24 protein-coding genes and 1 pseudogene are annotated in these 23,694 nt (G+C 65.0%); 14 read left to right on the plus strand and 11 right to left on the minus strand.

Annotation, left to right across the window (positions count from 1 at the left end; translation table 11 throughout):
- Positions 1–94 precede the first annotated feature (94 nt).
- The 5 genes and pseudogenes from V6M61_RS00780 to bluB (V6M61_RS00800) form a co-directional block, all read left to right on the plus strand.
- The gene (locus V6M61_RS00780) at positions 95–640 is read left to right on the plus strand and encodes a vWA domain-containing protein (RefSeq protein ID WP_332774641.1); all 546 of its coding nucleotides are present in this window, start codon (positions 95–97) and stop codon (positions 638–640) included.
- A 30-nt stretch (positions 641–670) separates the two neighbouring features.
- On the plus strand, positions 671–1,066 hold the full coding sequence (locus tag V6M61_RS00785) for a DUF1636 domain-containing protein (protein ID WP_332774642.1): 396 nt from the start codon (positions 671–673) through the stop codon (positions 1,064–1,066).
- A 66-nt stretch (positions 1,067–1,132) separates the two neighbouring features.
- Complete coding sequence (locus tag V6M61_RS00790) at positions 1,133–1,324, plus strand: CbtB domain-containing protein (RefSeq protein ID WP_332774643.1); 192 nt, start codon at positions 1,133–1,135, stop codon at positions 1,322–1,324.
- A 28-nt stretch (positions 1,325–1,352) separates the two neighbouring features.
- On the plus strand, positions 1,353–2,183 hold the full coding sequence (locus V6M61_RS00795; protein ID WP_332774644.1) for a CbtA family protein: 831 nt from the start codon (positions 1,353–1,355) through the stop codon (positions 2,181–2,183).
- A gap of 122 nt (positions 2,184–2,305) precedes the next feature.
- Positions 2,306–2,795 (plus strand): annotated as a pseudogene (gene bluB, locus V6M61_RS00800) (5,6-dimethylbenzimidazole synthase); the annotation flags it as partial.
- Positions 2,796–3,140: 345 nt separating this feature from the next.
- Here the strand turns inward: bluB (V6M61_RS00800) and cobF are convergent.
- The 4 genes from cobF to cbiE are packed head-to-tail and all read right to left on the minus strand — an operon-like array spanning position 3,141 to position 6,221.
- Positions 3,141–3,896 carry a precorrin-6A synthase (deacetylating) gene (gene cobF / locus V6M61_RS00805; RefSeq protein ID WP_332774645.1) on the minus strand — a complete coding sequence of 252 codons (756 nt, stop codon included), beginning with the start codon at positions 3,894–3,896 and terminating at the stop codon, positions 3,141–3,143.
- Positions 3,893–4,681 carry a precorrin-4 C(11)-methyltransferase gene (cobM, locus tag V6M61_RS00810; protein WP_332774646.1) on the minus strand — a complete coding sequence of 263 codons (789 nt, stop codon included), beginning with the start codon at positions 4,679–4,681 and terminating at the stop codon, positions 3,893–3,895. The genes cobF and cobM overlap by 4 nt, the downstream gene beginning before the upstream one ends.
- On the minus strand, positions 4,678–5,043 hold the full coding sequence (locus V6M61_RS00815; RefSeq protein WP_332774647.1) for a cobalamin biosynthesis protein: 366 nt from the start codon (positions 5,041–5,043) through the stop codon (positions 4,678–4,680). The genes cobM and V6M61_RS00815 overlap by 4 nt, the downstream gene beginning before the upstream one ends.
- Positions 5,040–6,221 carry a precorrin-6y C5,15-methyltransferase (decarboxylating) subunit CbiE gene (gene cbiE / locus V6M61_RS00820; protein ID WP_332774648.1) on the minus strand — a complete coding sequence of 394 codons (1,182 nt, stop codon included), beginning with the start codon at positions 6,219–6,221 and terminating at the stop codon, positions 5,040–5,042. Before cbiE ends, V6M61_RS00815 begins: the two co-directional genes overlap by 4 nt.
- Here cbiE and V6M61_RS00825 point away from each other — a divergent pair.
- The gene (locus V6M61_RS00825) at positions 6,220–6,969 is read left to right on the plus strand and encodes a cobalt-precorrin-6A reductase (RefSeq protein ID WP_332774649.1); all 750 of its coding nucleotides are present in this window, start codon (positions 6,220–6,222) and stop codon (positions 6,967–6,969) included. The two genes, cbiE and V6M61_RS00825, sit on opposite strands and share 2 nt — an antisense overlap.
- Here the strand turns inward: V6M61_RS00825 and cobJ are convergent.
- Genes cobJ through cobG form a run of 4 tightly spaced genes read right to left on the minus strand, consistent with a single transcriptional unit; the run spans position 6,945 to position 10,183 of the window.
- Positions 6,945–7,679, minus strand: a complete 735-nt coding sequence (gene cobJ / locus V6M61_RS00830) for a precorrin-3B C(17)-methyltransferase (RefSeq protein WP_332774650.1) — start codon at positions 7,677–7,679, stop codon at positions 6,945–6,947. The two genes, V6M61_RS00825 and cobJ, sit on opposite strands and share 25 nt — an antisense overlap.
- Positions 7,676–8,407 (minus strand): precorrin-2 C(20)-methyltransferase, encoded by a 732-nt coding sequence (locus V6M61_RS00835; protein ID WP_332774651.1) that lies wholly within the window; start codon positions 8,405–8,407, stop codon positions 7,676–7,678. The genes cobJ and V6M61_RS00835 overlap by 4 nt, the downstream gene beginning before the upstream one ends.
- The gene (locus tag V6M61_RS00840) at positions 8,407–9,039 is read right to left on the minus strand and encodes a precorrin-8X methylmutase (protein ID WP_332774652.1); all 633 of its coding nucleotides are present in this window, start codon (positions 9,037–9,039) and stop codon (positions 8,407–8,409) included. The genes V6M61_RS00835 and V6M61_RS00840 overlap by 1 nt, the downstream gene beginning before the upstream one ends.
- The gene (gene cobG, locus V6M61_RS00845; protein WP_332774653.1) at positions 9,023–10,183 is read right to left on the minus strand and encodes a precorrin-3B synthase; all 1,161 of its coding nucleotides are present in this window, start codon (positions 10,181–10,183) and stop codon (positions 9,023–9,025) included. The genes V6M61_RS00840 and cobG overlap by 17 nt, the downstream gene beginning before the upstream one ends.
- 461 nt (positions 10,184–10,644) lie before the next feature.
- Here cobG and V6M61_RS00850 point away from each other — a divergent pair, with 461 nt between their 5' ends.
- The 7 genes from V6M61_RS00850 to V6M61_RS00880 are packed head-to-tail and all read left to right on the plus strand — an operon-like array spanning position 10,645 to position 16,550.
- On the plus strand, positions 10,645–10,998 hold the full coding sequence (locus tag V6M61_RS00850) for a (2Fe-2S) ferredoxin domain-containing protein (protein ID WP_332774654.1): 354 nt from the start codon (positions 10,645–10,647) through the stop codon (positions 10,996–10,998).
- Positions 10,985–11,770, plus strand: a complete 786-nt coding sequence (cobA, locus tag V6M61_RS00855) for a uroporphyrinogen-III C-methyltransferase (protein ID WP_332774655.1) — start codon at positions 10,985–10,987, stop codon at positions 11,768–11,770. The genes V6M61_RS00850 and cobA overlap by 14 nt, the downstream gene beginning before the upstream one ends.
- A 5-nt stretch (positions 11,771–11,775) precedes the next feature.
- Positions 11,776–12,345: a cob(I)yrinic acid a,c-diamide adenosyltransferase gene (gene cobO / locus V6M61_RS00860; protein WP_332774656.1), complete on the plus strand. Its 570-nt coding sequence runs from the start codon at positions 11,776–11,778 to the stop codon at positions 12,343–12,345.
- A 12-nt stretch (positions 12,346–12,357) separates the two neighbouring features.
- The gene (gene bluB, locus V6M61_RS00865) at positions 12,358–13,047 is read left to right on the plus strand and encodes a 5,6-dimethylbenzimidazole synthase (protein ID WP_332774657.1); all 690 of its coding nucleotides are present in this window, start codon (positions 12,358–12,360) and stop codon (positions 13,045–13,047) included.
- Positions 13,028–13,987, plus strand: coding sequence for an adenosylcobinamide-phosphate synthase CbiB (cbiB, locus tag V6M61_RS00870; RefSeq protein ID WP_332774658.1), 960 nt, complete (start codon positions 13,028–13,030; stop codon positions 13,985–13,987). The genes bluB (V6M61_RS00865) and cbiB overlap by 20 nt, the downstream gene beginning before the upstream one ends.
- The gene (locus V6M61_RS00875) at positions 13,984–15,012 is read left to right on the plus strand and encodes an aminotransferase class I/II-fold pyridoxal phosphate-dependent enzyme (RefSeq protein ID WP_332774659.1); all 1,029 of its coding nucleotides are present in this window, start codon (positions 13,984–13,986) and stop codon (positions 15,010–15,012) included. Before cbiB ends, V6M61_RS00875 begins: the two co-directional genes overlap by 4 nt.
- A complete protein-coding gene (locus tag V6M61_RS00880) occupies positions 15,009–16,550 on the plus strand; it encodes a cobyric acid synthase (protein WP_332774660.1) in 1,542 nt (513 codons plus the stop codon). The genes V6M61_RS00875 and V6M61_RS00880 overlap by 4 nt, the downstream gene beginning before the upstream one ends.
- 249 nt (positions 16,551–16,799) lie before the next feature.
- Here the strand turns inward: V6M61_RS00880 and V6M61_RS00885 are convergent, their stop codons facing one another.
- Positions 16,800–17,786, minus strand: coding sequence for a Bug family tripartite tricarboxylate transporter substrate binding protein (locus V6M61_RS00885; protein WP_332774661.1), 987 nt, complete (start codon positions 17,784–17,786; stop codon positions 16,800–16,802).
- Between the two features lie 633 nt (positions 17,787–18,419).
- Here V6M61_RS00885 and V6M61_RS00890 point away from each other — a divergent pair.
- Positions 18,420–19,295 carry a DUF3800 domain-containing protein gene (locus V6M61_RS00890; protein ID WP_332774662.1) on the plus strand — a complete coding sequence of 292 codons (876 nt, stop codon included), beginning with the start codon at positions 18,420–18,422 and terminating at the stop codon, positions 19,293–19,295.
- 503 nt (positions 19,296–19,798) lie between these two features.
- On the opposite strand, the gene V6M61_RS00895 is transcribed toward V6M61_RS00890, so the two are convergent.
- Together V6M61_RS00895 and V6M61_RS00900 are read right to left on the minus strand one after the other, a co-directional pair.
- Positions 19,799–22,912, minus strand: a complete 3,114-nt coding sequence (locus tag V6M61_RS00895; protein ID WP_332774663.1) for an FAD-binding and (Fe-S)-binding domain-containing protein — start codon at positions 22,910–22,912, stop codon at positions 19,799–19,801.
- Complete coding sequence (locus tag V6M61_RS00900; protein WP_332774664.1) at positions 22,909–23,604, minus strand: GntR family transcriptional regulator; 696 nt, start codon at positions 23,602–23,604, stop codon at positions 22,909–22,911. Before V6M61_RS00900 ends, V6M61_RS00895 begins: the two co-directional genes overlap by 4 nt.
- Positions 23,605–23,694 lie beyond the last annotated feature (90 nt).

A 23,694-nucleotide genomic window follows, 5' to 3' on the forward strand; every position in this document is an offset into this window, starting at 1 on the left:
GTGGCCTCCACCCCACATCCCCTCATCAGGTGCAGCACCAAGCCCGCAAAACGCACGGCAGCGCAGTACCGCCATTGCCTGGCTGCCCACCGTGGTGGCTAAAGGGCCTGCGCCGCTCAAGCGCGAACATTTGCGCCGCCAGCCCGTGGCGCTGCGCAGCAGCCGGCTGCATTGCATCCTGCTTGACACCTCGGGCTCCATGCGCCAGCGTGGACGCCTGGCCCTGGCCAAGGGCCATGCCGCACTGATGATCGAGCAGGCCGCGCGCCTGGGTGACGATGTGGCGCTGCTGCGCTTTGGCGGGCAGGGCGTGGAGCTGCTGCTGCCGCCGGGCCGCGCACGCGCCGCCGGCAGCCAGCGCCTGCGCCCCGTGGGTGGCGGCGGTGGTACGCCGCTAGCCGAGGCATTGGCCCAGGCCGACCGCCTGCTGCAGCGCACGCTGCGCCGTAGTAGCTCCACCGGCCCCACCGAGTGCTGGCTGTGGCTGCTGACCGATGGCCGCACGCTGGAGCAGCCGCAGGCACCGCTAACCCCGCAGCACCTGGTGATCGTGGACTTTGACGACCCGAAAAAAAATCTGGGCCGCTGCGCCGCATGGGCCGCCCGCTGGGATGCAGAACACCGTCTGGCGCCGGGCTGACCTATCAACCGTAAAACGTACTCCATACCGATGTCCGATACCGAAATCATTGTCTGCACCACCTGCCGCCCGCCGGGCGCCTCGCGCGAGCTGCCTGCCGAAGGCCTGGCCCTGTTCGATGCGGTTCAGGAGGCGCTGCTGGTGTGCGAACTGGACACCGGGCTGCACAAGGGCCTGCAAGTACGCGGCCTGGCCTGCATGAGTGGCTGCTCCCGCGCTTGCACCGTGACGTTGCAAGCCCAGGGCAAGTTCAGCTATTACTTTGGCGACCTCATCCCCGACGCCGAGACCGCAGCCCAGGTGATTGCCTGCGCGCAGCTGCACCGGCATAGCGCCGACGGCAACCTGGCCCGCAACGCACGGCCCGAGCGCCTGCGCAGCGGTATCCTCGCGCGACTGCCTCCCGTCGGCCTGGGCTCGACATGACGGGCCAAATTCACTACGTTTCTCACTACGTTTCTTTTTTCACCCACCAACCCCAAGGAGATCGCTATGACTGAACCGACAACGCTGACCCAGAGCCCCTCTGACACCCTGAACCCTGGCCTGGCCGTGCTGCGCCCGCTGCTGGGTGCTGCCGCACTGGGCCTGGTGGTCCTGTACGGCGTGGCCTTTGCCGAAAGCCCGCTGGCCCACAACGCCGCGCACGATGTGCGTCACGTGACCGTCAAACCCTGCCACTGACCGCCGCGCACTTCACAAGGAGATTGCCATGATTTTTCAACAATTGATCTGGGCCGCTTTGGCGGCTGCTTTGCTGGTGGGTAGCGTGCAGTCGGGCGTGCAGCAGTTGCAGGCGGTGCCCATCATCCTGGCCGCAGAGGTGTTCGAGAACCAGAAAGCGGAAACTCCCGAGCCAGCTGCCGCTCCCGCGATGGCCGCTGCCCATACGCATGCCGATGCGGCTGCGCATGCCCATGCAGATGAGGCCGGCAAAGAATGGGCTCCGGCCGATGGTGTGGAGCGCGCGTTCTGGACCTGGGTGGCCAATGTCCTGCACGCTTTCAGCATGGCGCTGCTGGTGTTTGTGGTGATGGGTTTCAGCCTCGTGCGCGGCAGCAGCCTGCGTTCCCTGTCGCTGGCCGCCTGGGTGGCCGCAGCGGGCTGGCTGAGCTTTCATTTCTGGCCTTCGCTGGGCTTGCATGCGGAAATTCCCGGCATGGATGCCGCCCGCCTGGGCTCGCGCCAGGGCTGGTGGTTGCTGGCGGCCGGTAGTGCGGCACTGGCCTGCGTGTCGCTTGCCATGCTGCGCAGCCCCTTGCGCTGGGTGGCAGCGGCTGCCTGGCTGGCACTGCCCTATGTCGTGGGCGCACCCCACATCACGGCCGACCCCCTGGCCGGTTTCAGCGGTGAGGCCCAGGCGACTCTGCGCCAACTGGGTACGCAGTTCATCTGGGCAACCACCTGGGTGTCCCTGTCGTTCTGGGTGAGCATGGGTCTGGCGGGCGGATTGGCCTTCCAGCGCTGGCTGCGTCCGGCTTTGCTGGCGGTGCTGCAGCGTGCAGACGTGCCCGCCGCGGGCGCCGTGCAGGCCCCGCAGTGATTGGTGTGACAGGTTTTGTCTCCATCGTCGGGGCAGGCCCGGTTGATCCGGCCGCGCCCAGTCACGCCTTCGGCGCCGCTGAACAGCAGGCGGTGTACCGGGCCATTTACGAGCGGCGTGATATGCGCCACTTTGCCGGCGGGACGGTAGCGCCGGAAGTGATGCAGCGCCTGCTGTCGGCCGCACCACGCGCCCAGCGTGGGCTTCATGCAGCCCTGGCGCTTTATCCGTGTGCGAAGCCCTCAGCTGCGCACCGGGCTGCATGCGCTGATAGAGCAGGAGCGCGTGCTGACGGCCAAGGCATTGGGCCAGCGCGAAGACGAGTTCATGAAGCTCAAGGTGCAGGGCGTGCTCGATGCCGCCGAGGTGCTGGTGGTGGCCTTGCCGCCGGGGCGCGAGCAGCACATCTTTGGCCGCCGCACCCTGCCCGAAATGGACCTGGCGTCAGCCGCCTGCGCCATTCAAAACCTCTGGCTGGCCGCGCGGGCCGAGGGGCTGGGCATGGGCTGGGTCTCGATCTTTTGCCCCTTGCAGCTGGCCCAGCTGCTGCAGATGCCCGAGGGCAGCAAGCCGATTGCCGTTTTATGTCTGGGGCCGGTCAAGGCCTTTTACGTGTTGGGACTACGATATTTCGGATGGTTACTATTTCGGTGGCGGCTCAATAGCCACGCCAATCGCTGGAAAGCCAGTTGACATCCACTTAGACCGGAGCTACCGCTTCGTTTGGCAGCAGCAAGGAGCCTTCTGGTTTATGGAGCTAGAAGGTGCTGAGTCCTAGTCCTCTAATTTCAGCGAATGCCGAGGGCAGCCGTTGCACTCAACGACTTCTTCACCGCCAGGTTGGGTGCATACCGCTTGCAAATTATTTTGCTATCAAAAAAGCAGCTGCTCGCGCATATTACACGGGAGCTAGAGGAACTTTTTCTGCAAAATTGGGCCGTATGGTTTCCAATGGCGCTAAGTCGCTCTGCGCAGCAGATAAGTATCCATGATCCATCCGTGCGCCGCGCGTGCGGCCGCGCGCTGGTGCAGGATCTGGTCTGACACCGTGGCCAGGGGGCCCCTCAGCAGCAGTTGCTCTGGCATGCCCAGATAGGCCCCCCACCAGATCGCGATGCCTGTCGGGTCCAGCTGGCTGAACGCGCAGCTGCCATCGAGCATGACGGCAACGGTATCGGCATTGGGGGGCCAGCCTTGTTCGCGCAGCCTCCGACCGGTGGTGATGGTGACGGGGGCATTGATCTCGTTCAGAGGGATGGCGTGGGCCGCGGTCAGAGCTTGCAGCGCCGTGATCCCCGGCACGACCGTAACGTGCAGATCCAGCCGCAGCGCCAGACGGTCTGCGATTCGCAGCGTGCTGTCGTACAGCGATGGATCGCCCCAGACCAGCAACGCCAGGCGGCCGCCTGCTGGCAGGTGGGTGCTGATGCAGCCCTGCCATACCTGCGCGATGGCATCGTGCCAGCGGTGCACGGCCGCGGCGTAGTCAGGATCGGCGCTGTCGCGCAGCGGCATGTCAAACGGCACGACCTGTGTGGCAGGGTTGGTGATGACGGCCGCGCAGATCGCATGGCGCAGGTCGGCAAGCTCGGCCTTGCTCTCGCCTTTGCGCGGAATCAGGACCAGATCCGCCGCATTCAGCGCGGTAATTCCCTGGCGGGTCAGATGGTCAGGGTTACCGGTTCCGATACCGACCAGGCTCAGTTCGATCACGGTGCGGTGGGTTCCGGGAAGCGGGGGTGTGTGCCGATAGGGCGGTAGCGGCGGTCGTAGTCCCCCGCGTACAGGCGGCTGGTGTCGAAATCCTCGGCCCCCAGCGTGTGGCCGACCAGGATCAGCGCGGTCCGCTCCATGCCATCGCCCACGGCGGCTTCGACGGTGGACAGGGTGGCGCGCACCACGCGCTCATCCGGCCAGCTGGCGCGCCAGACCACGGCCACCGGGCAATCGGCGCCGTAGTGCGGGCTCAGCTCGGTCACCACGCGGGCCAGCACATGCACCGACAGGTGGATGGCCAGTACTGCCCCGGTGGCCGCGAAATTCGCCAGTGTTTCGCCTTCCGGCATGGCCGAGGCACGGCCGGAGGTGCGCGTGAGCACCACCGATTGGGACAGCCCTGGCAGGGTCAGTTCCGCGCCCAGGGTGGCGGCTGCGGCGGCGAAAGAGGGCACGCCGGGTGTGACGGTATAGGGGATACCGGCGGCGCGCAGGCGGCGCAACTGCTCGCCCATTGCCGACCATACCGATAGATCACCCGAATGCAGCCGTGCCACATCCTGCCCGCGCGCATGGGCGGTGCTGATTTCGCTGATGATGTCGTCCAGCGACAGTGGCGCGGTGTTCACCAGCCGCACGTCCGCCGGGCAATGCGCCAGCACCCCTTCGGGTATCAGCGAACCTGCGTAGAGACACACGGGGCAGGCTGCGATCAGGTCGCGGCCCCGCAGGGTCAGAAGATCGGGGGCACCGGGGCCCGCACCAATAAAGTGAACAGTCATGGGTCCGTATTTTCCGCGATTGCTGCCGTCGCCATTTTGTCGGCCGCCACCGCACGGGCTGCGACCAGGTGCGCCCCGGGCCCCGCCGCCGCCAGCGCCGCCGCTTCCGCGAGGCTGCGGGTGCCGTAGCGCTCAGGCACATGGGCGCTGGGCGTGGCCGCTTGTTCGCCAAGCATGGCCAGGGGCACGGCGATCACGGGCAGTCCCAATTCCGCGGCCAGGTCGGTGAGTGCGGGGGCCGTCGCCTTGTCTGCCGCCGTGGCCAGTGCCGTCAGCCCGGCGTTACCGCCCGCCAATTGCAAGGCTTCGCGCAGCGATGACATGTCTGCCAGGGGCCGAAAGCCCAGGCCCGCCACCCTCATAGCGTTATGCTCCAATGCACAACGGGGCGCGCAGGCACCCAGCCACGCATCTGCCCCAGCGGGGCGGCATGGGCCAGCTCGATTCGCAGCAGATCGCCGCCGTGTTGCCGTTGCAACTGGGCCAGCGCGGATTCGGTTTCCAGCGTGACCGCATTGACTACCAACCGACAACCAGAGGGAGCCAGGGATTGCACAACGTTGAACAGTGCCAGATTGAAGCCACCGCCGACAAAAATCGCCTGCGGTGCTGCCAGGCCCGCCAGCGCCTGCGGTGCCATGCCCTCGACCACGGTCAGCGCGCCGCCAAGGCCAAAGCTGTGCATGTTGGCACGGATATTGGCCACGCGTCCGGCGTTCTGTTCGATGGCGGTTGCGCATCCACCTGCAAGGCACCATTCCACCGATATGGAACCCGACCCGGCACCGATGTCCCACAGATGTTCGCCGGCACGCGGGGCCAGGGCCGCCAGCGTCAGCGCGCGCACCGGGGCCTTGGTGATCTGCCCGTCATGGGCAAAGCCCGCATCCGGCAGACCGGGGCTGCGGGGCAAGCCCAGCCCACCCGCCACCTCGATGGCGACAGCGACAGGGGCGATGACATCCTGCAGATCGAAGCCTGCGGCACGGGTGGTGCGTATGCGTTCGCGCGGGCCACCCACGGCCTCCAGCACCCAGAGGGTCGAGGCGCCAAAGCCTTGTCCGTCCAGCCAGCGGGCGAAATCGCCCACGGCAGGGCCATCGCGCAACAGGCAGATCAGCCGCGCGCGCCGTTGCAGCGTGGGGCGGATGTGCGCAAACGGGGTGGCGTGCAAGCCGTGGCAACCGACTTCTTCCAGCCGCCAGCCCAGCCGCGCGGCGGCAAGCGCGAAGGTGGAGGGCGCCGGGTAGGCGATCCACTCCGCGCTGGCCAGATGGGCGGCAAGGCTGCCCCCCGCGCCGAACCAGAACGGGTCACCCGAGGCCAGTACGGCCACACGCCGTCCGCGCAGCGCCAGAACCGGTGCCACGTCGAAGGGCACCGGCCATGCCTGGCCGCGTGCATCCACCTGGGCCAGCGCCAGATGGCGCGGCCCGCCGAGGATCACTTCGGCGGCGTCCAGGGCCGAGCGGCTTGCACTGGACAGGCCGGCCAGTCCGTCTTCGCCTAGACCGATGATGGTAAGCCAGGGATCAGCCATGCCACGCATCCTTCTGCTGGGTGGAACCACGGAGGCCAGCCAGCTGGCCCACGCATTGGCCGCGGCCGGGATGGACGCGGTGTTTTCGTATGCCGGCCGCACAGAGGCGCCCGTGGCCCAGCCGCTGCCGACCCGGGTAGGCGGCTTTGGCGGTGTGGCGGGTTTGCAGGCTTGGCTGCGCGATCAACGGATAACGCATCTGGTCGATGCCACCCATCCTTTTGCCGCACGGATGAGCCAGAACGCCATTGCTGCCTGTGCCGGTATCGGCCTTCCTCTGGTTGCCCTGGAACGCCCGCCCTGGGTGCCGCAGGCGGGCGACCGGTGGCAAAGCGTGCCGGACATTGATGCGGCTGTTGCGGCTTTGCCCGAGACGCCGGCACGGGTGTTTCTGGCGATCGGGCGACAGAACCTTGCACCTTTTGCGGCCCGCCCGCAGCACCGCTACCTGCTGCGCCTGGTGGATGCCGCACCGGACCTGCCCTTGCCGCAGGCCACGGTGATGGTCGCGCGTGGCCCGTTCACGGCGGAGGGCGACCGCGCCTTGATGGAGGAACATGGCATCACCCATGTGGTGGCCAAAAACGCCGGGGGCAGCGGCGCTGCGGCCAAGCTGGTCGCCGCCCGCGCGCTGGGTCTGCCGGTGGTCCTGATCGACCGGCCCGCCATGGCTGCGCGCACCACCGTTGCGTCGGTGGCCGAGGTGATGGATTGGATTGCCGCTCACCCGGCCGACCTCGGGGTGTAGACAAATCGGCCCACGCGGCGCGTGGCGGCATTGCCGACCAGCACCACGGTGCGCATATCGGCCATCTCGGGCGTGGCCTCGGCCAGTGCCACGGTACGGATCTGTTCCGCGGGCGTGGACACGGCCCGGGCAAAGGTGATCAACCGCCTGGGGCCGCAGATCTGCAGCAGCAAGGCCAGGATGCGGCCGAAGGTGTCGGGGCGGCTGTTTGAGCGCGGGTTGTAGAAAGCCATGGCGAAATCCGCCTCAGCGGCGGCACGCACCCGGGCCTCGATCAGGCTGGCGGGTTTGAGGTTGTCGCTCAGGTTGATGGCGCAAAAATCATGGCCTAGCGGCGCCCCGGCCCTGGCTGCTGCAGCCAGCATCGCGGTGATGCCGGGAAGGACGCGGATATCCAGACCTTGCCATGCGGGCATGGCCTCCAGGGCCTCGAACACCGCGGAGGCCATGGCAAATACCCCCGGGTCACCCGACGAGACCACGACGACCCGGCACCCGTCTGCCGCCATGGCCAGGGCCGCACGGGCGCGGTCCATCTCCACCCGGTTGTCGGATGGGTGCAGCGTCAAATCCTGGCGCGGCGTGATGCGGGCCACGTAGGGGATGTAGCCCACCACATCGGTTGCCGACCCCAGTGCGCGTGTCACCTCGGGGGTCACCAAATCGGTATCGCCCGGTCCCAGTCCTGCGATGCACAGCCAGCCGCTCATTCCAGCACCTCGGGGCGGCGGCCGTGCCCGTGCACCAGCACGATGGCGAAGTAGGGGCAGTCCGTGCCATCCACTTCTGACAGCGGCATCACCCGTTGCCCCGGCATGGTGCCGCGTTCGACCAGCCAGGCGGCATCCAACCGCCCGGCGGCGGCCAGCGCGCGACGCACGCGGGGCAGGTTGCGCCCGGTTTTCATGATGACCAGTGCATCGGCAGATTGCATGTGGCGCAGCAGTTCCGCCTCGGGCAGCGTGCCCATCAGCACCACCAGCACATCGTCGCCCCAGGTGATCGGCGTGCCGGTGGCGGACCAGCAGCCCACCATGCCCGGAATGCCAGGAATCACCTGCACCTCGGCACGCCCCTGCAGGCGGGTGTAGAGGTGCATGAACGAGCCATAAAAGAACGGATCGCCCTCGCAAAGCACCAGCACATCCTCGTTCTGGGCCAGCGCCGCCAGGCGGTCGGCCCAGCCGTCGTAAAACGCGGCCAGGCAGGCGATGTACTCCGGGCTGTCGAACGGCAGCTCGGTGGTCACCGGGTATTCCATTGCATATTCGGTCACACCCGGCGCCAGCATGCCGTCGACGATGCGCCGTGCCTGTCCGGGGCGTCCCCGCTTGCGGAAATAGGCCACATGGCCGGCGGTGCGGATCGCGCGGTCTGCGCGCACGCTCATCAGGTCCGGGTCTCCGGGGCCCAGCCCGGCGCACAGGATGCGGCCCATCAGATCTCGCTCCGGCTGGCCAGGGCGTTGACTGCCGCGACCGTGATGGCCGAGCCGCCCAGACGCCCCAGCACCGCGACGGAAGGCGCGGGCGGGTCGGCCATCAGGGCGGCCTTGGATTCGGCCGCGCCGACAAAACCGACCGGGCAGCCGATGATGGCTGCGGGGCGCGGGCAGGCAGGGTCTTGCAGCATGTTCAACAGGTGGAACAGGGCAGTAGGCGCATTGCCGATGGCGACGACGGCCCCGGCCAGGTAGGGCCGCCATAGCTCCAGCGCGGCCGCGCTGCGGGTGGTGGACATGGCCTGGGCCAGATCGCGCACCGTCGGATCGTTCAAGGTGCAAATGACTTCGTTGGCGGCGGGCAGGCGGGTGCGGGTGATGCCCTCGCTGACCATGCGCGCATCGCAGAGGATGGGTGCGCCGGTCTCCAGCGCGGCGCGCGCCGCTTCGGCCATGCCGGGGGTGAACTGGATATGGGCTTCCAGCCCCACCATGCCGGCGGCATGGACCATGCGAACCACGGCTATTTCTTCCACAGGGGTAAAGCGGGCAAGGTCGGCCTCGGCCCGGATGATGGCAAAGGACTGGCGGTAGATAGCGGCGCCATCGGTTTCAAATGGGTGGTGCATGGAATGTCTGGGTCAAATGGGAGGGCATTGTTTCGGGTGGCAAGGCAAACAGATCGGGCAGGGACGATGCCGTGCCGTTGCGGACAAGGTCGAACCCTGCAGGTGTTGCGACCAGTGTGAGAGCTGCCCCCGGATGGGCACAACCCTTGGCGCAACCTGAGACATGCAGCAGGCGGCCGATGGGCACATGCGGGGCCAGTGTGCGGGCCAGCGGGCGCGTGGCTGCTGCCGCCTGCAGGCAGCCCGGTGCGCCGGTGCAGGCGACGACGCGCAGGCGCGGATCGTCGGCCTGGGTGATCAGTCCGGCCAGGTCGGGTGCGTGGGTAGCGCCCTCGACCAGCAGCATATGCCAGGGCGTCATTCGCAGTGCGCCCAGCGTGGACAGGGCGGCCAGGGTGGCTGCCTGGAGCAGGCCGAATTCGGCGCCCACCAGCCAACCCTGTGCGGCTGGGCCCAGTTGTGGCGCAGCCGCAGCGTCGGGGAACACTGTGGTGGATTGAAAGCGCGCAGGCAGCCCGTGGTGCGGCGCGAGGGTGGCCATCCGGCCATGCCCCGCCGTGCCTCCACCGTTTGCCAGGAACCAGCGGGCCAACTCCATCGCGGCGGGCACGGCCTCATGGGGTGCAACCGCGGCGCCGGACTCAAAGCCTTCGGCCCGCACGGTGTATCCGCAGGGCCCGTGCTCGATACGGATGTCGGCCGAGGCCATGCGCAGGAAAGCCTGCTGGCCGGCATCCACCGCGAAGCCAAATTTTCCCGGCACCGCGGGCGCATCGGGCGCGGCCAAGGCGTCACCGAGGGCCGTGGCCAGCTGGAGCGTGCCGTCATCCGCGTTCCAGAAGGGGGTGACAACGATGTTGCGCCGTGACTCGATCTCGGGGCTCGTGTCCACCAGGCCGAGATCCCGCAGCCCGTTCACCAGGGCAGGGTGCGATGCCTGGCTCACGCCGCGCAGCTGCAGATTGGCGCGGGTGGTCAGGTCCAGCATTCCGTTGCCATACCGGTCGGCCAGCGCCGCGATGCCCGCCGCCTGGCCTGACGTCAGCCGCCCGGCATGCGGGCGTACGCGTACCACCAGCCCGTCGCCCGACAGCATCGGGCGCAGTGCGCCGGGGCACCAGCCTTTGATCTGCGGCGTGCTCATGGGGTATGTCGTGGATGGAGCTTGATTCAGGACGGTTCGCATTCCCAAACTGTTTCTTAACTATTTCTTGTCGTTCCTGCCAGCCCTGCTGGCAGAAGAAATCCTGTGGCTGCGATGCGCTGGCGCCGCTTGAACACGTCAAACACACGCCAAAGATGACCCGACAGAACGTTCAATTGACGGAGGCCAAGTATCGCACCATAAACCCCTTTGCAACTTGGATGGCCCGGTTCCGGCGATCGCCCAACTGCGGGATTTGACCGCATGGTTAATGCTCGATGGTGTGTCCCACGGAAGTGTTGCAACTTGCCCCAGTGAAATTTGGGAGAATTCACCATGTGCGGTGCGCCATGGGTTGTAAAAATCCGATCGTGGACATCCGATCCTTCCCGGCTGCTGAAAGGCGAGGGCTGTATGCTCGCTGGGTCGCCACGGTAGGCCGACCTTCACTCTTAAATACCATGACCATCGCCGTTGAAAAGCCCAAGATTGCCGACTACAAGCGCCACCTGCTGGTCTGTACCGGTCCGCGTTGCACGCAGGACGGTGCGGCGCAGGAACTGTTCGACAGCCTGGGCGACAAGTTCAAGGCCGCCGGGCTGCACGACGGCGAGATGCGCGTCAAGCGCAGCCGGGTGAGCTGTTTTGCCGCCTGCAAGGGCGGGCCGGTGATGTGCGTGCAGCCCGACGGCGTGTGGTACTACAACGTGACGCCACAGAACATGGACCGCATCATCGACCAGCACCTGGTCGGCGGCCAACCGGTGGCTGAGCTTGTTTTCCACCAGGGACCAGGCGGGCATGATGCTGTCTGACAGTCACTCCACGACACCTTCTGCTGCCGGCATGGTCTACATCGTTGGGGCTGGCCCCGGAGCGGTTGATTTGCTGACTTTGCGGGCATATGACCGAATCCAGCGCGCCGAGGTGGTGGTCCACGACCGCCTGATCGCACCTGAAGTGCTGGCCCTTATTCCGCGGGCGGCCGTGCGGGTCTATGTCGGCAAGGCCTCGGGCGACCATGCGGTGCCGCAAGAAGGCATTCATGACTTGCTGGTCGAACACGCGCGGGCCGGGCGCCGCGTGGTGCGGCTCAAAGGCGGTGACCCCTACGTCTTCGGCCGTGGTGGCGAGGAAGTGCAGGCCCTGCAGGCCGCCGGCATCGCCTTCGAGGTGGTGCCGGGGGTCACGGCGGCGGGTGGTTGCGCGGCGGCCGCGGGCATTCCGCTGACCCACCGCGATTTGGCGAACAGCTGCGTTTTTCTTCCCGGCCACATGGCCGAGGGCAATTCGCCGCTGGACTGGGCCGCGCTGGCCCGGCCGGGGCAGACGCGCGTGTTCTACATGGGCGTGCAGCGGCTGGCGCAGATCGCCCATCAGCTCATTGCGCATGGCCTGCCGCCCGACACGCCGGCGGCGATTGTGCGCGATGGGACCCGCGCCTCCCAGACGGTGTTCGCCACCGGACTGAGTGCGCTGGTGGCCCAGGCCCCAGCTTATGGTCCCCAGCCCGGCTTGCTGATCATTGGTGAAACGGTGCGGCTCTGCCCGGAATTCCGTCCCGTTGCCGCCTCCTCACCGGAATAAATCCCATGCAGATCGAAACCCCTCCCTCCGAAAAGCCTTACGAGAAACCCGAGGGTGAGCGCCGCGGCATTGTGATCGTCAACACCGGCGACGGCAAAGGCAAAAGCACCGCCGCGTTTGGCCTGGCTTTGCGTGCCCACGGGCGCAGCAAGGCCGTCAAGATTTACCAGTTCATGAAAGTGCCCAGCGCGCGCTTTGGCGAGCACCGCATGTTCGAGCAACTGGGCATCCCGATCGAAGGCCTGGGCGACGGCTTCAGCTGGAAAAGCCAGGACCTGGAACATTCCGCGCAGTTGGCACGCGATGGCTGGGAGAAAGCCAAGGCCGCCATCCTGGGCGGGGAGTACTTCATGGTGGTGCTGGACGAGATCACCTATCCGCTGATTTACGGCTGGATGCCGCTGGATGATGTGCTGCAAACGCTGCGCAGCCGTCCGAAGGAGGTGCATGTGGTCATCACCGGCCGCCGCTGCCCGCCCGAGATCATCGCGCTGGCCGATACCGTGACCGAGATGACCAAGATCAAGCACGCGTTCAACGCCGGCATACCGGCCCAGCGCGGCATTGAAGACTGACGGGCGAAAACCATGTCTGAGCAACCCGCAGAACCCCATGCCTTCAGCCTGCCCGAGCAGCAGGCGGTGTACCGCGCCATTTACGAGCGGCGCGACATGCGCCATTTCAGCGGCGGGGTGGTTTCCGACGATTTGCTGCAGCGCCTGCTGTCTGCTGCGCATCATGCGCCCAGCGTTGGCTTCATGCAGCCCTGGCGTTTTATCCGCGTTCGTAACCGGTCGCTGCGTGAGGGACTGCATACACTGATCGAGCAGGAACGCGTGTTGACGGCCCGAGCCCTGGGCGAGCGGGAAGATGAGTTCATGAAGCTCAAGGTGCAGGGCGTGCTCGATGCCGCCGAAGTGCTGGTGGTGGCGCTGCCGCCGGGGCGCGAGCAGCATGTCTTTGGCCGCCGCACTCTGCCTGAAATGGATTTGGCCTCTGCCGCCTGCGCCATTCAGAACCTCTGGCTGGCCGCGCGGGCCGAGGGCCTGGGCATGGGCTGGGTGTCGATTTTTTCCCCGCAGCAACTGGCGCAACTGTTGTTGATGCCCGAGGGCAGCAAGCCGGTGGCGGTGCTGTGCCTGGGCCCGGTCCAGGCGTTTTACGACCAGCCCATGCTGCAGGCCGAACATTGGGCACACCGTGCGCCGCTGGCCGACATGGTGTTCGAGGACTACTGGGCCAAGCCGGCCTCACCGCATGCCTGCGCTCGTGAGTGACGGTGCGCTGCTCATGGCGGCCGCCTTGCTGCTGGCGCTGCTCATGGATGCCACGTTGGGCGAGCCGCCTTCCCGGCTGCACCCGGTGGTGGGCATGGGCAAGTACCTGTCGTGGTGCGGCAAGCTTTTGCCCGGCTTGCGGCCCTCGCTGGCGTTCGGCGCGGGGGCTCTGGCGTGGCTGGCTGGTGCGGCTTTGATCGGTGGCCTGGCCTGGTTTGCCCAGCAGCAGGTGCTTGCCAGCCTGCACCCGGTCATGGCTGCGGCCCTGATGGCCGTGCTGCTCAAACCCATGCTGGCCTGGCGCATGCTGCGCACCGAAGTCGATGCGGTTGAAACGGCGTTGCAGCAGTCGCTGGAGGCCGGGCGCGAGCGCCTGTCATGGCTGGTGAGCCGCAACACGGCGCTGCTCACTGAAAGCGAAGTGCGCGAGAGCGCGATCGAATCGCTGGCCGAGAACCTCAATGACTCCGTGGTGGCGCCCATCTTCTGGTTTGTGCTGCTGGGCCTGCCCGGCGCTGCCATCTACCGTTTTGCCAACACGGCCGATGCCATGTGGGGCTACCGCGGCGTTTACAAGGGAGAAAACTGGGAGTGGGCCGGCAAGTGGGCGGCCCGGGCCGATGATGTGCTGTCGTGGCTGCCGGCGCGGCTGACAGCCCTGCTGTTGAGTCTGGCGGCGGGCGGGCTGTCTTTTAAAACCCTGAGGGGCGAAGCTAAAAAAACACCTTCCCCCAACAGCGGCTGGCCCATGGCGACCATGGCGCTGGCGCTGGGTGTCAGCCTGCGCAAGCCCGGCGTGTACACGCTCAACGCCCCAGGCCGGCCGCCGCAGGCGCTGGACACCTTGAGAGCCCGGGAGTATGCATCAAAATCGGTCCTGTCCCTTGTTGTTATTGCGCCTACAGCTATTTTATTGATAGCAACTTTGGTGGCCCGATGACCTTGTCCGGCGCTGCAAACCAACGCATTCATGGCGGCCCGGATCGCCACGGTGTGCCGCTGCACGACTTTTCAACCAACAGCAACGCCTGCGGGCCGTGCCCCGACGCCGTGGCCGCCGTGCGGCAGGCCGACGCCACGCAATACCCCGACGCCAGCTACAGCGCCCTGCGCGGGCAGTTGGCTGCGTTTCATGGTGTGGCCGTGCAGCGCGTGGTGCTGGCTGCCAGTGCCAGCGAGTTCATTTTTCGCATCACGGCGTTGGTGGCGCAGCAGGGCGGGCGTTCTGTTTGGCTGCCATCGCACAGCTATGGCGACTATGCGCAGGCGGCCCAAGCGCACGGGCTGGCGGTGCTTGCCCGGGCCGGCGAAGCACCACTGCGCTGGAGTTGCGAGCCCTCCAGTCCGCTGGGCGCGGCGCATGCCGGGCTGGGTGATCTGATCGATGACGCTGGATCAATGAGCGTGCTGGACCGGGCGTACGAGCCCTTGCGGCTCGATGGCGCGCTGGCGCTGACTGATGCGCAACTGCAAAACATCTGGCAGCTCTGGACGCCCAACAAGGCGCTGGGGCTGACGGGTGTGCGTGCCGCCTACGCGATTGCACCGCTGGGTGCGCAAGAGGCCGTAGCCGGGCTGGAGCGTTTGTGTCCCTCGTGGCCCGTGGGCGCCCACGGCGTGGCCATGCTGCGGGCCTGGACGCTTCCTGCCGTGCAAGCCTGGCTGGCGGACAGCCTGCACACCTTGCGCGACTGGAAGGCGCGGCAAATGGCCGTGTGCGAAGCCATGGGCTGGCTTGGCCTGCCCAGTGATGCCAATTTTTTCTGCGCCCGCCCACAGATGCCGGCCGACATGGTGCTGGACTATGCCCTGGATGCGCTGCGCCGGCAAGGCATCAAGCTGCGCGATACGGCGTCCTTCGGCTTGCCCGGCCATGTGCGCGTGAGCGTGCAGCCGCCCCAGGCGCAGGACGCGCTGCACCATGCGTGGCAGCAAATCATCAGAAAGAACAGACAAACGATATGAGCGCAAAAAGCGTCATGGTGCTGGGCACCACCAGTGGGGCCGGCAAGAGCTGGCTGACCACGGCCCTGTGCCGCTACTACGCGCGCCAAGGCCTGAAGGTGGCGCCGTTCAAGGCGCAAAACATGAGCAATAACGCCAGGGTGGTTGCCGGAAGGCAATTTCCCGACGGGCCGCCCCTAGGAAAATTAGCCCCCTCGGGGGGCAGCGTAGTACACGGAGTGACAAGCGTGGGGGCCACATCAGGCGGCGAGATCGGCAGCGCCCAGTACTTTCAGGCGCTGGCGGCCCGTGCCGAGCCCGAGGTGCGCATGAACCCGCTGCTGCTCAAGCCCGAGAAAGACACGCACAGCCAGGTGGTGCTGATGGGGCAGGTCAACGCCGAGCTCTCGCGCATGGCCTGGCGCGGCCGCAGTGCTTCGGTCTGGCCCGTGATCGCCCGGGCGCTGGACGAGTTGCGGGCCGAGAACGATGTGGTGGTGATGGAAGGTGCGGGCTCACCGGCCGAGATCAACCTCAAGGCCGGTGACATCGTCAACATGCGCGTGGCGCAGCATGCGAACGCGGCCTGTCTGCTGGTCACCGACATCGACCGCGGCGGTGCGTTTGCGCATCTTTACGGCACCTGGGCGATGCTCGATACTGCCGAGCGGCAGCAGATCAAGGGCTTTGTGCTCAACAAGTTCCGCGGCGACGCCAGCCTGCTGGCGCCCGGCCCGCAGATGCTGCAAGACCTGACGGGTGTTCCAATGGTTGCCACGCTGCCGATGTGGTGGCAGCACGGCCTGCCGGAAGAAGATGGTGTGTTCGATGCTCGCAGCACTGGTGCAGGCGCTATCACCACTACCGTGGCCGTCGTGGTCTACCCGCGCATCAGCAACCTCGACGAATTCCAGCCGTTGAAAAACGTGCCCGGCGTGCGCCTGAAGTGGGTGCGCAGCCCCGGCGAGCTGGCGGGGGCTGACTGGATTGTGCTGCCCGGCTCCAAGCACACCAGCGGCGATCTGGCCTGGCTGCGCGCGCAGGGGCTTGACCGCGCGATTGCTGCCCATGCGGAGCAGGGCGGCGCGGTACTCGGTGTTTGCGGCGGCCTGCAAATGCTGGGCGAGGCGCTGATTGATCCGCACGGCATTGACGGCAATGCGCCGGGGCTGGGCCTGTTGCCCGTGGTCACCGTGTTTGAAGAAGACAAAACGGTGCAGCGCAGGCAAGCCTGCTTTGGCGAGCTGGGCGGGGCTTGGACCGCACTGTCAGGCGTGGCCATGCAGGGCTATGAAATTCACCATGGCCAGACGGCAGAGCACCCGGCGCTGGCCGCAGCGGGTGACAAGGCCCGTGCGGTGATGGCTGAAGGACTGGCCTGGCAAAACGCCGCAGGCAATGTGCTGGGCCTGTACCTGCACGGCATGTTTGAAGACCCGGCTGTGCTGCAGGCGCTCTTCGGCGCCACGGTGCCGACGCTTGATTCGGTGTTTGACGGGCTGGCCGACTACATCGAGCAGCACTTTGAGCCGGGCCTTTTGCAATCCCTCATTGCATGAGTTGAGGGCCCCAGGGGGCATTGCGTGATGAGCGCGGAGGCGCGGCCATTGCTCAGCAGTTCGAAAGTAGTACGACATACGCTGTCATCCTGAGCCCTTAGCCCGCGCTCAGGACAGGCTCCGCGAAGGATCTCGGTGTGCTGGCAAGATTCTTCGCGTTGCTCAGAATGACAGCATGGGTGGCGTCGCCTTCGTTACGGACTGCTGAGTAACTCAAAAACCCACGCGGTCTTTTCATTCAGGCGCGGCTTACTGGGCCTGAAAGCCGCTGGCCTTGATGATGCGCGCCCAGGTCTGCGCGTAGGCGTGTTCGCGGCTGGCCAGCTGCTGCGGCGGCATGTAGCCTACGGTGAGCCCCATGGCCGTCAGCCGGTCACGCACGTCCGGCATGGCAATCACCTTGGCCACCGCTTCGGAAAACCGCTCAATGGCAGCCTTGGGTGTGCCACTGGGGGCAAAAACGCCGTAATAAGGCACGTCTTCAAACCCGGCCAGTCCCAGTTCTGCAAAAGTCGGCACATCGGGCAACGCCGCCTGCCGCGCACCACCGAGTACCGCCACCACGCGAATCTTGCCGGCCTTGTGGTTCTCGATGAAATCGGGAACCGAGCCGACACCTGCGCCAATCTGGTTGCCCAGCATGTCCGCCATCATGGGCGCGCTGCCGCGGTAAGGCGCGGCTTGCAGGTCAAGCTTGTACTTCTCGCCGATCAGCTTGACCAGGAACTCCGGCACCGAGGCGGGCGCGGGCACGCCCACGGTGCCTTTGCCTGCGCCCTGGCCGCGTACCCAGGCCACATAGTCATTCACGGACCTGGCCGGCGTGCCGCCAGAGACGGCCAGCGCGTTCACAAAGGTCGCAAAGCCGGCCACCGCGACAAAATCTTTCGCCGGGTCAAAGCCCGGGTTTTTTGTCACCAGCGGCAGGATGGACACCGTGTGGTCATGCGAGAGGAAAAAGGTGGTCCCGTCTGCCGGCGCCGCCTTGAGGGCCTGCGCGGCAATCTGCCCACCCGCGCCGGCGCGGTTTTCAACAATCACGGTGCTGCCCAGCTGATCCTTCAGTTTCTCGGCCAGCGTGCGGGCAATCACATCGGTGCCGCCGCCGGGCGGAAAGCCGACCAGCAGCCGGATGGGGCCGGTCTGGGCCTGCGCCATGCCCGCCAGTAGAAGTGCGCTGACGGCGAGGGCGTTGCGCAGGGCGCTCAAGACACGCCTGCTTTGTGGGCTAACCATGGGGAACTCCATTTCGTGGGTAGAAAACAAGATTGGTATTTTGCTGCAATAACGGTGCCAGCTGTGTGCACAGCCGGCGGCAGGCGGTTCAGGCCATCCGAGGTGCTTCAGGTCTGCTGCAGGCCTCAATTTATAAGCCAAATCGGGCTCTGGCCCAATGAGTATGGGCGCGGATAGCTATTAAAAGTAGAGCGTGACAGTGTGAAGCGGCAGTTGATCCAACAGTCCTTGGCCCGCGAAAGCGGACCTCCGAACGAAAGCGGATGGCTATCGAAAATATGTACTTATCGATACTCAGCCAACGGCGGCTATACGGCCAACTCCGGTCATCCGAGCGTGTGCATCAGGGGGCAGGTCAAGACTGACTGGAGTCGTTCAGGTTTTTGGCTTGGCGGGCAGGTATCGACCCAAAGCGGTCCTATGGAGTTGTAGAAAGTAGACGTTGCGTCAAAACATTTCGAAGTGGAAAGCTGACTTTCGCGATGCTGTCTGAACACTCGATGCCGCTGTCTGCGAACTGGCTCGCGCTTGTATACGCCAACGGAGCGGCAGGACCATAATCGCAAGATTTGGGATCATGCTTTCACGCGTTTCAGCACTGTGCCGGGCGAGTGAGGTAAGGGAGGAACACACATGGCCATTGCTCGGGCGTTCTTTGATGAGAGTGGCACGCACGACGACGAGAAGAACCTTTGCGTTGCCGGCTACGTGTTCGAGGGCGGGGTCGATGAGCAATTCGATTCTGAGTGGCGGAAGATGCTGGCGAAGTACGGCTTGACCTACCACCATATGAGAGAGTTCGGATCTCAGGGTAAGGGCGTCTATCAGCACCTGTCATGGGAGGACCGCGAAAGTTCTCGGCAGGAAGCTATTGCCATCATCCGGCGGTACGCCTCATGCGGGTTTGCGTTCTCGATCGAGAAGGCAAGCCTTACAGAGATCGTCAAAGACAGCCTTTGGACGAACGGGTACGCGTTTCTTGCGAATCAAGCCTTCTATGGTGTCGAGCAATTGCTCCGAGGACGTGAGCAGGGGTTGGTGAACTTCATCTACGAGGCGGGAGCAGAGGGCTGGGACGAAGCACTTAAGGTATTCAATGAGGCAAAAGCTGATCGAGAACTAGAGCAATGGCTGCGGCTAGGGACTTTCGAACCCGCGGGCAAGGCGGACGCGACACAGCTACAGGCGGCGGATTTGCTGTCCTGGTCATGGTTACGTGAACGACGGCGCGTGGACAAAGGTGCGAAATTGGGTCGCCACGAAGAGTTCCGGCGCCTTATGAATCTGCCGATTGACCCGCATCACTGGGATGCAGAAGCTGGCGAAGCCATCCAATGGATTAAACAAGTGAGCGTAGGTGATATCAGCTTCGTTCAATGGCTCGCGGCTGGCGACCCCCAAGGGAAGTTTGTGCGTTGGCTGATGCGGTCAGGCCCGAATGCGCTCGACTACTTTCGGGAGTTCTACGCCAGGGAGAGAACTCGGATCATTCGCACGCAACGCCGATGATCCAAACAATTCAGACCAATCACAACAAGCGCGGACTTTGGTGGCGCATTACCGCGCCAAGGGTCAGCGTTGGTCGTACATCTGCTCTTCAGCGGAGAACAGCTGTTGATCGCTGTCGCTGCATAAGAGCCATCCAAGCATGCGTGGGTGCTAGCGATCGCTATGCAGAACGAGGGGATTTGAATGTCCGGTATGGAGCTGCATTGGCGAATGTCAGCAGATGGCCCAAACCCGGTACTCCTGAGTTCCAAGTGACCGACCGCTACCGCTGCGTTACGGCCATCCGCATGAGGGCATCGATAGACCGGTTGGGGCCCTATGCCGCCGCTCGCTAACTACCGATAACTACATATTGCCGATAGCTAAACAACCAAGTCGACTTGGCCGGTCTCATTGGCCTCAATGAGGAGTTGTCATCCCGGACCTCGGATCAAGTCCGGGGCAGGCCCGATCCGGGATCCATGGATTGCGGGTCATGCCCGCAATGACAAGTCGGCAGCAGATTACGGCGCCCGAAGCTGCCGCGCCAGCAGCACCGCCACATGAACCGCCTCGCGCTGCGCGCCGTCCTTGATCTGGTGGCGGCAACTGGTGCCGTCGGCGACCACGATGGCGTTGGGCTGCTTGCGCACGGCGGGCAGCAGGCTGAGTTCGGCCATTTGCATGGACACCTCGTAGTGGCTGGCTTCGTAGCCAAAGCTGCCGGCCATGCCGCAGCAGCTGGATTCAATCAACTCGGGCTGCGCGCGCGGGATCAGTTTGAGCACGTCGATGATGGGACTGACGGCGCCAAAGGCCTTCTGGTGGCAATGGCCGTGCAGCAGGATGGGTTTGTCCGCCGGTTGGAGTTTGGCCTTCAGTTCATCAAGCTTGCCGGCCACGGCTTCGCGTGCCAGAAACTCTTCCAGCAGCAAGGACTGGTCGCTGATGGTTTGGGCCGCTTCGCCCAGACCCATGACCAGCATCTCGTCGCGCAGGGTCAACAGGCAAGACGGCTCCAGCCCGACGATGGCAATGCCTTTTTCGGCAAAGGGCAGCAGGGCGGCAACCAGTTCACGCGCCTTGGCCTTGGCTTCATCCACCATGCCGCTGGCCAGGTAGGTGCGGCCGCAGCACAGGCTCTTGCCATCTGCTATTGTTTTGGTAGCTACATGCGCCGTGTATCCGGCGGCTTGAAGCACTTTTAATGCTGAAACGGCATTGTCTGACTCGAAATAGCCGTTGAAGGTGTCAACAAACAGCACCACCGGCTTGCTGGCGGCCAGCACTTCTTCTCGGGTGGCACCATACGCCTTGTTATTGGGGCCCGAGTTGAAAAAGGTTTTCGTCTTCCACTGCGGCAGCGTGCGCCTGGCCGACAAGCCCAGCAGCTTCTCGCTCCAGGTGGCGAGGCCCGGAATCCTGTCGCGCAAATTCAGCAGCGGCGCCAGGCGGCTGGCCCAGGGCGCGTAGTCGGGCAGGTGGGCGACCAGCCTGTCTTTCAGCGTGTAGCCGTGCTTGGCCTTGTAGTGGTGCAAAAACTCGACCTTCATCTTGGCCATGTCCACGCCGGTAGGGCAGTCGCGCTTGCAGCCCTTGCAGCCTACGCACAGGTCCAGCGCGTCTTTCACGGCTTCCAGCGCGCCCTCACCCCAACCTTCTCCCAGGGGGAGAGGGAGCGAATTGGATTGGTTCAGCTGGCCACTGAGCGCCAGGCGCAAGGTGTTGGCGCGCCCGCGCGTCAAATGCTTTTCGTCGCGCGTCACGCGGTAGCTCGGGCACATGGTGCCGGCGTCAAACTTGCGGCAGTGGCCGTTGTTGTTGCACATTTCCACGGCTTTGGCAAAGCCCTGGGCGGCATCGCCACCCGTGCCCGGTGCGCTGGTTTGTTCGGTGGCCGGATCGTTCTGCACGTCCCATGCGCGCCAATCGAGGGCGGTCTGGATTGGGATGACTTTGTAGCCAGGCGGAAAACGCATCAACCGTGTGTCGTCCATCTTGGGCGGGTTGATGATGCGGCCGGGACTCAGCAGACTCAACGGGTCCATGGCCTGCTTGATTTTCGCGAAGGCCTCGTTGATCTGCGGGCCGAACTGCCATGCGATCCACTCGCCGCGGCACAAGCCGTCGCCGTGTTCGCCGCTGTAGGCGCCCTTGAACTTGCGCACCAGTTCGGACGCTTCCTCGGCAATCGCGCGCATCTTGGGCGCGCCTTCGCGCCGCATGTCCAGAATTGGCCGCACATGCAGCGTGCCGACCGAGGCGTGTGCGTACCAGGTGCCCTTGCTGCCGTATTTTTTGAACACCTCGGTCAGTGCGTCGGTGTACTCGGCCAGGTGCTCCAGCGGCACCGCGCAGTCTTCAATAAAACTCACCGGCTTGCCGTCGCCCTTGAGGCTCATCATGATGTTGAGCCCGGCCTTGCGCACTTCCCACAGGTTTTTCTGCGGGGCGTCCTCGGTTATTTCGACCACAGAGTCGGGCAGCAGCAGGTCGCCCATCAGCTCGCCCAGGCGCTTGAGCCGGGGCAGCAACTCGGCCTTGCTGGCGCCCGAGAACTCGACCAGCAAAATGGCTTCGGGCCGGCCTATCAGCGCGCTGCGAATGGTCGTCGCAAAGGCCGGGTTCTGCAGCGACAAGTCGATCATCGTTCGATCAACCAGCTCGACCGCCGTAAGGCTGCCTTTGCCGATCTTGACGATGTGCTGCGCCGCATCCATGGCCCGGTAAAAGGTGGGAAAGTTCACCACGCCCAGCACCTTGGCCTTGGGCAGCTCACTCAGTTGCAGGGTCAGGGACTTGGTCAACGCCAGTGTGCCTTCGCTGCCTATCAGCAGATGTGCCAGGTTGACGGAGCCGTCGGCGGTGTAGGGCCGCTCGCTCTGGTTGTCGAAAATGTCCAGGTTGTAGCCGCCCACACGCCGCATGACCTTGGGCCACATCCGGTTGATCGCCGGTTGCAGCTCCTTGGCCAGCGTACGAACGTAGTCGCCCAGTTCGCGGGCCTTGCCGCTGCTGCCGGCGTAGGGGCCCAACTGCAGCAGTTGGCTGTCGGAGGTCCAGGCCTGCGCGCCCAGCACGTTGTGCACCATGTTGCCGTAGGCAATGCTGCGGCTGCCGCAGGAGTTGTTGCCGGCCATGCCGCCCAGGGTGGCCTGCGCACTGGTGGACACGTCCACCGGGTACCAGAGGCCGTGTTTTCTCAAAGTGGCGTTCAGGTGGTCGAGCACGATGCCGGGCTCGACCTCGGCGGTGCGCTTTTCAACATCGATATCGATGATGTTGCGAATGTGTTTGGCAAAGTCGATCACCAGCCCGGCGCCTACCGTCTGGCCGCACTGGCTGGTGCCGCCGCCGCGCGGGACGATGGGCACACCCATGTCGCGGCAGATATCGAGCGCGGTCCGCACATCGGGCGCGCTGCGCGGCACAAACACGCCAGCCGGCATCACCTGGTAAATCGAGGCGTCGGTGGCGTAGCGGCCGCGGTCGGTGGGAGAAAACAGCACTTCGCCGCGGGTTTCGCTGGCCAGCCTGGCCGCCAGCCGGCCTGCCACTTCGTTGCTGACGCGCGCCACGGTTTCGTAGGCGTGTGCCGCGGTGTCTTGCGCCACTTTCAGAGGCCGGGGTGCATTCATGCCTTGGCTGCTGCGTTATCCGCCAGCCTGGCCGCGCGGAGTTGCTCCACCACGACATCACGCTTGTTGTTCAGGTGGATCAGCAACACGGCCCGCATCGCGCTCGCATTACGCGTGCCCAACGCTTCAATCATCTGCTCATGTTCCTTCACTGCATCTTTCCATTTTTCTCCGTCCTGGTTGGAGCGAAAACGCAGCGCCTGCAAGCGGGCGTTGATCTGGTTGTAGGTCGCCGTGAGTACCGGGTTTTTGGCCGCGGCGTTGATGGCGCCGTGAATGGACGCGTTGAGCCGATAGTAGGCGGGCAGGTCGCGCCGCGTATAGGCCGCCAGCATCTCGTAATGCATGGCCTTGATCTCGGCGAGCTCGGCATCGGTGATGCGCTGCGCGGCCAGCTCGCCCGATTGCGCTTCCAGCCCGGCCATCACTTCAAAGGTGTTGAGCACATCGGCCTCGGTCAACTCCACCGCAATCGCACCGCGGTTGGGCAGCAGTTCCACCAGGCCCTCGGCGGCCAGCATCTTGATGGCCTCGCGCAGCGGCGTGCGCGACACATTGAGCACCTCGCTCAGCTCGCGTTCGTTGAGTTTGGCGCCCGGTGGGATGCGGTTTTCGACCAGCATCTGGCGCAAGCGGTGCGCTACCTGCTCATGCAGGGCGGCGCGCGGGATGGAAATGATTTCAGCGCTCATATTCAAATATTGTATGCAAAAAATCTGACTTGTTAATCAATTTTATTCATTAATTTCTTGACAAATGAATTTTGTATGCAAAAAATGAAT

This window comes from Polaromonas sp., assembly GCF_036676035.1.
In the GTDB taxonomy this organism is placed as follows: Bacteria; Pseudomonadota; Gammaproteobacteria; order Burkholderiales; family Burkholderiaceae_C; genus Polaromonas.